The sequence below is a fragment of the Paenibacillus sp. FSL H8-0122 genome (assembly GCF_038005345.1).
GTDB lineage: Bacteria > Bacillota > Bacilli > Paenibacillales > Paenibacillaceae > Paenibacillus_AQ.
This window is the reverse complement of sequence record NZ_JBBOTB010000001.1, coordinates 5,611,026-5,622,535: the sequence shown is the minus strand read 5'-3', so window position 1 is coordinate 5,622,535 and position 11,510 is coordinate 5,611,026. Positions and strand designations below refer to the sequence as shown.

General features: G+C 53.4%; 9 protein-coding genes. 7 read left to right on the top strand and 2 right to left on the bottom strand.

The window, feature by feature from the left end:
• Positions 1-66 precede the first annotated feature (66 nt).
• Positions 67-1,419 carry an MATE family efflux transporter gene (locus NSS64_RS24215; RefSeq protein ID WP_340991141.1) on the bottom strand — a complete coding sequence of 451 codons (1,353 nt, stop codon included), beginning with the start codon at positions 1,417-1,419 and terminating at the stop codon, positions 67-69.
• A gap of 133 nt (positions 1,420-1,552) precedes the next feature.
• Between NSS64_RS24215 and NSS64_RS24210 the strand changes: the two genes are divergently transcribed.
• Both NSS64_RS24210 and NSS64_RS24205 read left to right on the top strand, forming a co-directional pair.
• Positions 1,553-2,248, top strand: coding sequence for a TetR/AcrR family transcriptional regulator (locus tag NSS64_RS24210; RefSeq protein ID WP_341141795.1), 696 nt, complete (start codon positions 1,553-1,555; stop codon positions 2,246-2,248).
• Positions 2,249-2,488: 240 nt separating this feature from the next.
• Positions 2,489-5,182 carry a beta-mannosidase gene (locus NSS64_RS24205; protein WP_341141794.1) on the top strand — a complete coding sequence of 898 codons (2,694 nt, stop codon included), beginning with the start codon at positions 2,489-2,491 and terminating at the stop codon, positions 5,180-5,182.
• A 407-nt stretch (positions 5,183-5,589) separates the two neighbouring features.
• Here the strand turns inward: NSS64_RS24205 and NSS64_RS24200 are convergent, their stop codons facing one another.
• Positions 5,590-6,507, bottom strand: a complete 918-nt coding sequence (locus tag NSS64_RS24200; protein WP_341141793.1) for a DsbA family protein — start codon at positions 6,505-6,507, stop codon at positions 5,590-5,592.
• Positions 6,508-6,641: 134 nt separating this feature from the next.
• Between NSS64_RS24200 and NSS64_RS24195 the strand changes: the two genes are divergently transcribed.
• The 5 genes from NSS64_RS24195 (at position 6,642) to NSS64_RS24175 (ending at position 11,494) form a co-directional block, all read left to right on the top strand.
• Positions 6,642-6,986, top strand: coding sequence for a winged helix-turn-helix transcriptional regulator (locus NSS64_RS24195; RefSeq protein ID WP_341141792.1), 345 nt, complete (start codon positions 6,642-6,644; stop codon positions 6,984-6,986).
• 121 nt (positions 6,987-7,107) lie between these two features.
• The gene (locus NSS64_RS24190) at positions 7,108-7,602 is read left to right on the top strand and encodes a CYTH domain-containing protein (RefSeq protein WP_341141791.1); all 495 of its coding nucleotides are present in this window, start codon (positions 7,108-7,110) and stop codon (positions 7,600-7,602) included.
• 99 nt (positions 7,603-7,701) lie between these two features.
• Positions 7,702-9,090, top strand: coding sequence for a threonine synthase (gene thrC / locus NSS64_RS24185; RefSeq protein ID WP_341141790.1), 1,389 nt, complete (start codon positions 7,702-7,704; stop codon positions 9,088-9,090).
• 16 nt (positions 9,091-9,106) lie between these two features.
• Positions 9,107-9,352 carry a hypothetical protein gene (locus NSS64_RS24180; RefSeq protein ID WP_341141789.1) on the top strand — a complete coding sequence of 82 codons (246 nt, stop codon included), beginning with the start codon at positions 9,107-9,109 and terminating at the stop codon, positions 9,350-9,352.
• A gap of 1,155 nt (positions 9,353-10,507) precedes the next feature.
• Complete coding sequence (locus NSS64_RS24175) at positions 10,508-11,494, top strand: Gfo/Idh/MocA family protein (RefSeq protein ID WP_036731252.1); 987 nt, start codon at positions 10,508-10,510, stop codon at positions 11,492-11,494.
• Positions 11,495-11,510 lie beyond the last annotated feature (16 nt).

Genomic DNA, 11,510 nt, shown 5'->3' with positions numbered 1-11,510 from the left:
CATAAAGCAGCCGCAGGAAGGGCTTCCTGCGGCTGCTTGTATTGCTCAGAGGCGGCTTAGGCTTACTTAATGCACCAGACTCTCCAGTTCGGGCTGGAGCTTGTGCCGCAGGGCGTACAGCATGGCAGCACCGACCAGGAAGGCAGCGGCATCGGCAATGACCAGCGACCATACCACCCCGTGGAAGCCGTTCATCCGGTTGGCGAAGTAGAGCACAGGAATCAGTGTGACCCCTTGAATAATCGACATTACGAACGCGGCTGTTCCCTGCGCGGTGGCCTGGAAAATCCCCATGAACAAGGTGGTCAGCCCCGAAATGAATAAGGACAAGAAGGTGACATGCAGAATGTAGCTGCCCATTTCAATCATTTGCGGGTCCCGTGTGAACAGACCAATCAGATGGTCGGAGATCAGATAGACGACGATGCCGAATACGGCAGCCATGGCGGCCATCGCTTTTACTGTGAATCCGATCGTATGCTTCATGCGCAGCTTATCCGCTGTAAATGAGAAGGCAATGAGCGGCACCACTCCCTCGCATAACCCCATCAGAATAAACTCGGGGAACTGCAGCAATCTTGAGGATATCCCGTAAGCGGCTACAGCCGAATCCCCATATTCGATCAGGAACAGATTGAAGATCAGCGACATGGCTCCCAGAAAGACACTCATGATGAAGACCGGAACGCCGATTTTGAATACATTGCTTAAGATATCCTTGGTGGCCTTGAACCATTTGAAGGAGACCGTCAGGAATTGGCTTTTGTAGCCCATGTGGAAGGCATAGTAGGCACTCGCAACCATGTTGGCAACAACCGTTGCCGACGCTACGCCAATTACACCCCAGTGGAGAACGAAGATGACAAATGCATCGAGCAGGATATTAACCACCACGCTGAGCATCATACCGATCATGGAGACGATGGCTGCACCCTCGGAGCGGACCATATTCTCCAGTGTAAAGAACAAGACAACAAACGGCGCGCCAATCAGCATGATTGTGACATAATCCTTCGTGAATTCATAGGAATCCGGCGTTGCTCCCAGACTGTGAAGGATAGGGCCGATTAGCGGCAGACCTACCGCCATCACAAGGAGGCCAAGCAAGAGACTACTGTAAAAGGCGAAGGAAGACACTTGCTTGACTTCATCATATTTGTGCTCACCAAGCAGCCGCGAGATGTAGGTGCCGCTGCCGATGCCCACCAGATTGCCCAGCGCCATAATGATGGCGAACAGCGGCAGGGTCAGGGCGAGTGCGGTCAGCATGGCCGTATTGTGGAGAGTGCCCAGGAAATAGGCATTCAGAATCGAATAGATGACGTTCATGGAGGTGCCTAACATCATGGGCACGGCGAAATGGGCGACGGCTTTAGTGATGGGTGCTTTTTCAAAATAATAAAGGTTTTCGGTATCCATTAGGGATCACTTCTTTCACTGATTTTTGTTAATCTAACGGCGTTAGATTGAACCTTACAGTGTTAGATGATATCATGAACCTAAGAGACTGTAAAGCATCAACTTACACTGTTAGATAAAAGGGCGGATAGCGATGAAAAAAGCACAACCTCAAATCTCGGAAGACCGGATTCTGGAAGCTTCGTGGGAGCTTCTCAGGGAGGGGGGGATCGAGAAATTCAGTATGCGGCGTCTGGCGGACCGGCTGGGGATTCAGGCTCCCTCGCTGTATTGGTATTTCAAGAGCAAACAGAATCTCTACCAGCGGCTGGCCAACCACATCTCCAGAGTCATCCTGGAGGAGCACCGCCCGGAAGGCGACTGGAAGGAGCAGCTGACAGAATTTGCGGTAACGGTACGGAGTGTGCTCAGCCGGTATTCCTGCTCTACGCAGCTTATGATGATGACGCTGCCCCACGAGCCGGACATTATCCGGTTCAACAACCGGATGCTGCACTGTGTGGAATCCACGCCGCTTGAGGAGGCGCAGAAGGTGCAGGTGGTCACTACACTTGTGAACTTCGTGTTCTTCTTCGTGCTGGATGATTATGAGCATGAGCGCAATGTCGCCATGATGGCTAAGGAACAGCAGGAGCCTCCGGGCGAGGAACTGCTCCGCCTGATGGACTCCATGAGCGAGAAGGAGGTTGGGTTGTTCCAGAGGATGTTCAAGAACGGACTGTTCGAGCTGCTGGGGACCGATGGGGCCTTTGAATTCGGCCTGAGGCTGATTCTGCTCGGGACGGAGCAGGTGATTAAGGAGCATGAAGAGCAGCAGAAGCAGAAGTAAGTTGGGCCGGGTCCGATAATAATTAAGATAACAATAATAACAAATGACTCTTCGGCAATTTGAGTTAATTTCGCTGGTTGGGGCTTTATCTAGATTAGATATGCATTTGCAGGTTCGAGGAGTTGTTCATTTTGTTTTTATTATAGCTGCTTTGAATATTGTTATTGCTAACGTTATTATAACAAAATATAATGGGGTTAGCTAAGCGCCGGAATGCGCAAAAACAGTATAGGAGGAACTATGAAACAACTACAAATCGACCTGTCGAACTGGGAATTCAGAGCCTGCGGAGATGAAGAATGGCTTACGGCTGTTGTACCGGGAACGGTACATACGGATCTGCTGCGCAATGGCGTTATCGATCAGCCCTTCTATGGAACGAATGAACATGAGCTGCAATGGATTGATAAAAAGGACTGGGAATACAGAACAGGATTTGTATTAGAAGAGACATGGCAGACGCTGGCGGTAACTGAGCTGGTGTTCGCCGGGCTGGATACGTATGCCGATGTGTATGTGAACGGCGTGAACGCCTTGTCCGCAGACAATATGTTCCTGTCCTGGACCGTGAATGTGAAGGGTCTGCTGCGGGCGGGTGAGAATGAGATCCGCATCGTTTTCCGCTCGGTGGTGACGGAGGATCTGCCGAAGCTGGCGGCGCTGGGCTACGATCTGCCTGCGCCGAACGACCAGTCTGAGCTGGGCGGGCTTCAGGAGCAGCGGATCAGCGTATTTGCCCGCAAAGCACCGTATCACTACGGCTGGGATTGGGGCCCGCGATTCCTGACCAGCGGGATCTGGCGGGAAGCTGTGCTGACAGGCCGGGATGTTGCTGCGATTGAGGATCTGTACATTCGCCAGCATGAGGTGAATGAGCAGGAGGCCCGGCTAACGGCCGTGATTGAAGCAGACGCCCCGGAAGCATGGAGCGGCCTGTTGCGGGTGAGTGCCGGAGGGCAGGAATGGATGAAGGCGGTTACGCTCACTCCGGGCAAGCAGACGCTAGAGCTTGAGCTGGTGATTGACCGCCCGCGTCTGTGGTGGTGCAACGGCTTGGGCAAGCCGGAGCTGTACCTTTTCCGTGCAGAGCTGCTGCAAGGAGCGGATGCAGTAGCGGTATCGGAGGTAACGACGGGGCTTCGGGAAATTAAGCTGGTGCGTAAGCCGGATGCGCAGGGGGCGTCGTTCCATTTTGAGCTGAACGGGGTGCCGGTCTTCGCCAAGGGTGCCAATCATATCCCGAACGACAGCTTCATCACGGAGGTTACGGAGGAACGTTACCGCCATGAGATTGCCACGGCCGTGGAATCCAATATGAATATGCTGCGGGTGTGGGGCGGCGGCTTCTATGAAGAAGAAGTGTTCTACCGGCTGTGTGATGAATACGGGCTGCTGGTCTGGCAGGACTTCATGTTCGCCTGCAGCATGTATCCGGGCGATGAGGCATTCCTGAATAATGTCCGCGCAGAAGCGGTATATAATGTCCGCAGATTGCGTAACCACCCTTGTATCGCGCTCTGGTGCGGGAACAATGAGATTGACTCGGCCTGGTCCCAGTATGAGGAGAATATGGGCTGGGGCTGGAAGGAGAAGCTGAATGCTGAGATTCGCCAGAGCTTATGGACTGCCTATGAGGAAATCTTCCACCGGATTCTGCCGGAAGCCGTGGCTGCGAACCATCCGGGTATGGATTACTGGCCGTCCTCGCCGCTGCGCGAGCTTACCGGTGGTCAGGATCAGCATGCGACGCGGATTATGGGCGACGGGGATATCCACTACTGGGGCGTCTGGCATGCCAAGGAGCCGTTCGAGAATTATAATCTCAAGGTAGGCCGCTTCATGAGCGAATACGGCTTCCAGTCCTTCCCGGAGCTGAAGTCGGTGCTGAGCTATGCAGAGGAAGAGGAGCTGGCGCTGGAATCGAAGGTAATGCTGGCCCATCAGAAGAACGGATCGGGCAATCAGCTGATTAAGGAATATATGGATATGTACCTGCCACAGCCGAAGGATTTCCGGGGCTTCCTGTACATGAGCCAGGTGCTTCAGGCCGAGGCGATCCGCATGGCTATGGAGAGTCACCGCCGCAACAAGCCTTATTGCATGGGCACGCTGTACTGGCAGATGAATGACTGCTGGCCGGTAGCCTCCTGGGCGGGCATGGATTATTACGGGCGCTGGAAGGCGCTGCAATATACGGTGCGCCGCAGCTTCCAGGAGGTGCTGCTGTCTGTAGACAGCACAGACGGGGAGAGCGTCAAGGTCTATGGGGTGTCTGACCGGCGGGAGGCGTTGGACGCAGAGCTGGTTCTGCGGCTGCATGATATCAGCGGCGTGCTGCTGCGCGAATGGTCGCAGCCGGTAACCCTTGCTGCGGATTCGTCGGCTGTGGTCTTCACACTGCCGCTGGCCGAAGTGTTGGAGGGCCGTGAACCGGCTCAGGTGCTGCTGATAGCTTCCCTGCTGGAGAGCGGGCAGGTGGTGCAGGCGGAGCTTGTGCCAGGACAGGTGCAGGAGCTGGGGACGGAGACAAGGCAAGTGCTGGAGCAAGGACCGGAGACAGGGCAGGTGCTGGAGCAAGGACCGAAGACAGGGCAAGTGCTGGCTCAAGGACCGAAGACAAGGCAAGTGCTGGAGCGTAAGGAGCATTACTTCGCGGCCGCCAAGGATATTCCGCTGAGCCAGCCGGTCATTACGGTGACCGAGGTGCCGGGAAGCGGCGGGCAGAGCTTCACGCTGAGCAGCGATGTGCTGGCGTGGGGCGTGCATCTCACTGTAGAAGAAGAAGGCATCTTCTCCGATAATTACTTCGATCTGCTGCCTGGCGAGCCGAAGACGGTGGAGTTCTTGCTTAGAAGCAGCGGCAATGGAGAGGGCGACTTCACCCCTGCCGCGCCGACAGGACTCGTAGTCCGCTCGATGGCGGATTATATCTAATCACGAACTCTCAAGCAGATGCAGACACTTCCGCAACTGTGGACTTGCCCGCAACTGTGAAATTCTGCCGCAGCGGGGATTCACCTCTGGAGCCGTGGCTCTGCTCACCCGTAGCCGGCCTTGCGGACTGACATGACCTTATTTGCTCATACACTAACCTGATTTCTGTTCTTACGGACTCAGAAGACCTTATTGTCTTCCCTGCTGGCTGTTTCAAGGCGAAATCATACGAATAAGGGCCTCTGAGTCCGAATGACAAGGCAATAGTAGCGATTTATACGAAATAGCGGATTCTCAGTCCGCATGGGTATCATAATTCGGTATAATGAACATCAGGCTTCGGTAAAATCAAACAAACAGCGGTCCTCCAATGACGGGGGACCGCTGTTTGTTGGCTACGGGCGCCTTCAGGCCGGTTCGATAAACATCTCACCCAGGATCTGCCGGGTGCGGTATGCATGCTCGGGAAGCTCAGCGGAGGTGAAGGCCGCCACATCCTCTGGATTGATATCGTACATGGCTTCGATTTCTCTGGAGAAGAGAAGATGTCCTTCGGCCAGCAGCTCCGGCAACGCCGGGAGAGCAGCAGGAGCAAGCGGCTCAGGAATAAGCTGCTGTAAGGCATCTACGTAGTTTTGCAGGGTGCGGGACCCGACCAGCTTAATGCCTTGGTTCTCTTCATTGACCATGACAAGGGTCGGGAAGCCGCGTACGCCGAGCTGGGCCACCTTCTGAAAATCCTCTTCCAGCAATTCCTGCGCCGCTTCCAGTCCTGCGGCCTGAACGATCTCTGCGCCGGGTAATCCCAGACTATTCACAATATCCGCGAGGACCTCGTCTTCTCCGATATTCCGGTTGAAGACGAAGACGGCTTCTCTGGCGCTCCGCAAGTAGGCCAGTTCCTTCCCCGGATGTCTCTGCTGGATAACCTTGAATACTCTGGAGGGCGGATAAGAGGACATGACCGGATTGTTCAGCCATAGGGTGCCGTCAATGGGCATGCGGTAATGCGCCCCGACTTCCTTCCAGTGCCCCGCTACATCGGCTGGCTGCTGTATTCCATTTGCCTTGTCAGCGAAGCCATTCCACCCGGCTAATAATCCGCCCATCAGAGGCTGCAGATGAAAGTACTTGCCATATTGCTGGATAAACCGGTTCAGGGTAGGCTCGATGGCCCAGCAGTGTGAACAGATCGGATCAGTAGCATAATAGAGAGTAACTTTGGGCTGCTGCTGCGGATTGAAATCTATAATTTGTGTATGCTCCTCGTCGCTTACCCCGCATACCCCTGTCTTCAGATCACAGATCATAGGATTTGAATTCATAGCTGTTTACCTCACATTCTTTTTTATAATATCCGTTACCAGTTGTAGTATGATTATAATATCTGGAATCAGATTAACAAGTACTATTGTTTTTAATACCTGGTATATAAAATATACTAATGGAGGAATCACCTATGAAATATGAGGTTGACTTAACGCAGATGTGCCCAGCCACCTTTGCTTTTCATGTCATCGGCGGGAAGTGGAATCTGCCTATCCTCGCTTTACTGAGCGAAGAGGGGACGATCCGGTATAACGAACTAAAAAGAAGGCTGCACGGCATCACCGGAACCACGTTAACGAACAGTCTCAAGGACCTTATCGACTACGGCATTATCCATCGCGAGCAATATCCTGAGGTGCCTCCGCGCGTCGAGTATTCCCTGACCCCCTCCGGGCAGGAATTGGTTCCGCTAATCGAAGAGATTGTGGCCTGGGGAGCGAGTAACATTCATGCCTTAGGCGGACAGAAGGTATAGAATTTTTTTCCCGGTGAATCCGTTCCCTCCGGTTGACTTGCGTATGACCCGCCCCTATGATGATAAATAATATGTTACATTAACGCTCGCACAAAGCTCGCACACAGAGGAGAGAAACAGCATGGCTATGGAGATTGAACGCAAATTCCTGCTGCCGGAATACCCGGAGCGGCTGATTGAAGAAGGACAGCTGAAGGTGCTGACCCGTCACAGTATTGACCAGACGTATCTTGCGATTGAGGACGGGCAGGAGCTGCGGGTGCGGAAGATCACGGATCTGGACACGGGTGAGGTAACTTACACGCATACGTTCAAGGATGGCAAGGGCATCAGCCGCCAGGAGATAGAATATTTCATTTCCTCAGGCTTGTATAACCAGATGATTGAGGCTGTGAAGGCGGTTCCGCTGGTCAAAACCCGCATTACAGGCGTATGGAACGATACTACGGTGGAGATTGATCTCTACACCCAGCTGGAGCTTACGGTGCTTGAGGTTGAGTTCGATTCACTGGAGGAGGCGGAAGGCTTCACAGCCCCGGAATGGTTTGGCCTGGATGTCAGCACAGAGAAGAAGTACAGCAACAAAACCGTCTGGAAAGAGCTTCAGGGCAAATAGCCCCGGTGAGCCTTAATCTTATAGAATCAGCGGACTTTAACGCGTAAACGTGGTAATATGTACAGTAAATAAAGAGGGGTTCAGGAGGATGAGACGGGTATGGAGTATATAAGCACAAGAGGCAAGGTAGCGGCCAGAGGCTTTATTGATACGGTTCTGATGGGGCTGGCGGATGACGGCGGACTCATGGTACCGGCTGAGATTCCGGTGATTTCCCCGGAGAAGCTGGAGGAATGGAGAAGCCTGAGCTTTCAGGAGCTGTTCCTTGAGATTTTCTCCTACTATACCAATGACGAAATTCCTTATGAGGATCTGCGCTCGATGGTCTACACCAGCTATGGCAGCTTCCGCGCTCCGGAAGTTACGCCGCTGCACCGGGTGAACGATTCTCTATACGTGCTGGAGCTGTTCCACGGGCCGACGTTTGCCTTCAAGGATGTGGCGCTGCAGTTCATGGGCGAGCTGTATTCCTACATTGCCAAGGTGCGCGGTGAAATCATCCATATTCTCGGGGCCACCTCCGGCGATACTGGTGCTGCGGCCATTCAGGGCGTTCGCGGCAAGGAAGGCATTAAGATCTGTATCCTTCATCCGCACGGCAAAGTCAGCAAGGTGCAGGAGCTGCAAATGACCACCGTAGATGACAGCAATGTGCTGAACCTGTCCGTAGAGGGCAACTTCGACGATTGCCAGAAGATTATCAAGGAACTGTTCGCCGATCTCGACTTCAAGGGACGGTATCACCTGCGGGCGATTAACTCCATTAACTTCGTGCGCATTCTGGCGCAGACGGTCTATTATTTCCATGCTTATCTGCAGCTTCTGGGGAGCGATCAGAAGAAGGTCAATATCAGCGTGCCTTCGGGCAACTTCGGCAATATTTTCTCAGGCTTCCTGGCGCGGAAAATGGGTCTGCCGATCCACAAGCTGATCATCGCCACCAATGAGAACAACATCCTCGAACGGTTCGTGGTGACCGGCGAATACAAACCAGGCAGCTTCACAGGCACCTACAGCCCGTCGATGGATATCCAGGTGGCGAGCAACTTCGAACGCTATCTGTATTATCTGCTGGGCGAGGATGCGGATAAGCTGTCCGGGTACATGGCAGCCTTGCAGAGCGAGGGCGCGATTACGGTGGACGGTGAGCTGCTGGCCCGGGTACAGGCGGATTTCTCCGCGCTGGGCGTGAAGAATGCACAGTGTCTGGAGATCATCAGCAAGTACCAGCAGGAATCCGGCTATCTGCTCGACCCGCATACGGCATGTGGCGTAGCCGCATATGAGAAATTCAGCGCTCCTGATGAGATAAGCATTGCTTACGCTACAGCGCATCCGGCCAAGTTCGACGAGGCGATTGCCTTGACCGGCATCAAGCAGGAGTTCCCGGCTCAGATCTCGGCCCTGTTCGAGCAGCCGCAGCATCAGGTCGTGGTCGATCATGATAAGGTGGAGATCGTGCGCCAGCTTGTAGCTTTTTACGGGTAAAATAGGTGCGTGTCCAGTGGGGCCCGCGCAGGATGAAGACAGCCCCCGCCGGGATGAGCGGGGGCTGTTTGCTGTCGCTTGTATTGTGGGACACTGGATAGTAGGCGCGCTGTCCGCTGTAGTTAGTATTGTGGAACACTGGATAGTACGTGCGCTGTTCGCTGTCGCTCGTATTGTGGGACACTGGATAGTAGGCGCGCTGTCCGCTGTAGCTCGTAATGTAGAACACTGGATAGTACGTGCGCTGTTCGCTAGAAGCTAATCAGATGTGAATTTGTGAGAAGGACGTTAACTAATCGCTTACTGATGGGTTTGCTGTGCCCTGGTGAAGGTGCGAGTGGGATGCTGAGTTGTAATCTGTACAACTAAATCGCCTGTTGTGCCGCCGAATATCCGTTTAGCTGTATTTGGTACAATTAAAATACCTCCATACCCTGGTTCTTACTCCTTCGGGCAGATTTTAGTTGTACAGACTACAGTTAGAAGAGGAAATCCTTCGTGTTTCCTGTTTTTAATCGCACAGACTACAACTATCTCCAACTGTTCGCTCGGTGCACAGCCGACTGTCCATCGTCATTGCGCTCTGCTCATCGCTCACCGCCCCGCTGCCCCATACCCACCGCCCACTGCGCCTGCCTTCGCCAGTCAGTCGGGTGATTGCATTATGTGCAATAGAAAGTCCCAAAAACACCTCAAAAATCGCTTCTGTTGTATTTGATACAGCAGATTTAAGGGGGAAGGCCTGTTACAGGCTCAAATTGCTTATTCTACTGTACAAAATACAGCAGAATGGCAAAACAGGAGGTTTTCACCGGATTCTAGTGTACAAAGTACAATTGCTGGCTCCAGCGGGATGGGCGATAACCTGCCTGGAGGTGAGGCATGGCTCCAGCGGGAGGGGCGATGATCTGCCTGGAGGTGAGGCATGGCTCCAGCGGGAGGGGCGATGACCTGCCTGGAGGTAAGGCATGGCTCTAGCGGGAGGGGCGATGACCTGCCTGGAGGTGAGGCATGGCTCCAGCGGGAGGGGCGATGACCTGCCTGAAGTTGAGGCATGGCTCTGCTGAAGGTGATGGATCGGCGAATCGTTCCAGGTTGGTAGGGTTCCATCTTCGATTGGCCGGACCATGCACCATTGCCACCATGTACGAATGGACCAAGGGACATTGGACGCAGGGAGCCTATTCTCAGGTGCTTTTTTTCACAATCGAAATCTAGCGGAATTTGTCGGAAATTACGGTATATAAGTGGACATACCTATCATGGAATGAGAAAATAGCAGTTATAGCTTATATTTCAAGTGGACACGGCTTTGCCGTCCTTTTTTAAGAACGGTACCGTTTCGGCGAGAAATAGAAGGATAATTTATAGCGTGAGAAACATATAAATTATATTTTGAAAAAGGACGGGATCATTCATGACTATTCGTTTCGGGGTTGTAGGGACTAACTGGATTACAGACCGCTTCGTGCAGGCGGGACTTGAGAATGAGGAGTTTCTGCTCACGGCCGTGTATTCCCGCACAGAGGAGAAGGGACAGGCTTTTGCCGCCAAGTATGCCGGGGCTTCGATCTATACGGATCTGGAGGCGATGGTATCAAGCGCAGAGGTGGACGCGGTCTATATCGCCAGCCCCAACTCGATGCATGCGGAGCATTCATTGATCTGTCTGAACCATGGCAAGCATGTGATCTGTGAGAAGCCGGCGGCCTCCAACAGCCGGGAGCTGAAGGCGATGATTGAAGCAGCGCGCAGCAATGATGTGCTGTTCATGGAAGCGATGAAATCCACGTTCATGCCGAATTTTGGCGTGATCCGGGATAACTTATATAAGCTGGGTCAAGTCCGGCGCTACTTCGCAGGTTATTGTCAATACTCTTCGAGGTATGATGCTTACCGGCAGGGGACGGTGCTGAATGCGTTCAATCCTGAATATTCCAACGGCTCTCTGATGGATCTGGGGATCTATTGCTTATATCCGATGGTGGCTTTGTTCGGCAAGCCGGATTCGGTCAAGGCCGTTGGGCTGATGCTCGCCTCAGGTGTGGACGGGGAAGGCAGCATGGTCATGCGTTACCCGGACATGGACGCGGTGGTCATGCATTCCAAGATTGCCGATTCCTATCTGCCTGCTGAGATTCAGGGCGAGAACGGAACGATGGTGATCGACAAGATTAACCAGCCCTATCAGGTCAAAATCCACTACCGCGACGGAACCGTCGAGGAGCTTACACTACCGCAGGTGTATGAGGCGATGTACTATGAGATTGAGGAGTTCATTCATCTGCTGAAGAGCGGGCAGCGGGAGAGTGCGACCAACAGCCACGCCAATTCCCTGGCGGTGGCAGAGCTGATGGAAGAGGCGAGAGCCCAGATTGGCCTGCGGTATGCTTCGGATCTCTAGCGTAACGGCAGTCTGG

What these genes read in the sequence shown, in the direction of transcription:
- NSS64_RS24215 (WP_340991141.1), bottom strand. Translation starts at nt 1,419, where the DNA reads ATGGATACCGAAAACCTTTATTATTTTGAAAAAGCACCCATCACTAAA.
- NSS64_RS24210 (WP_341141795.1), top strand. Translation starts at nt 1,553, where the DNA reads ATGAAAAAAGCACAACCTCAAATCTCGGAAGACCGGATTCTGGAAGCT.
- NSS64_RS24205 (WP_341141794.1), top strand. Translation starts at nt 2,489, where the DNA reads ATGAAACAACTACAAATCGACCTGTCGAACTGGGAATTCAGAGCCTGC.
- NSS64_RS24200 (WP_341141793.1), bottom strand. Translation starts at nt 6,507, where the DNA reads ATGAATTCAAATCCTATGATCTGTGATCTGAAGACAGGGGTATGCGGG.
- NSS64_RS24195 (WP_341141792.1), top strand. Translation starts at nt 6,642, where the DNA reads ATGAAATATGAGGTTGACTTAACGCAGATGTGCCCAGCCACCTTTGCT.
- NSS64_RS24190 (WP_341141791.1), top strand. Translation starts at nt 7,108, where the DNA reads ATGGCTATGGAGATTGAACGCAAATTCCTGCTGCCGGAATACCCGGAG.
- thrC (WP_341141790.1), top strand. Translation starts at nt 7,702, where the DNA reads ATGGAGTATATAAGCACAAGAGGCAAGGTAGCGGCCAGAGGCTTTATT.
- NSS64_RS24175 (WP_036731252.1), top strand. Translation starts at nt 10,508, where the DNA reads ATGACTATTCGTTTCGGGGTTGTAGGGACTAACTGGATTACAGACCGC.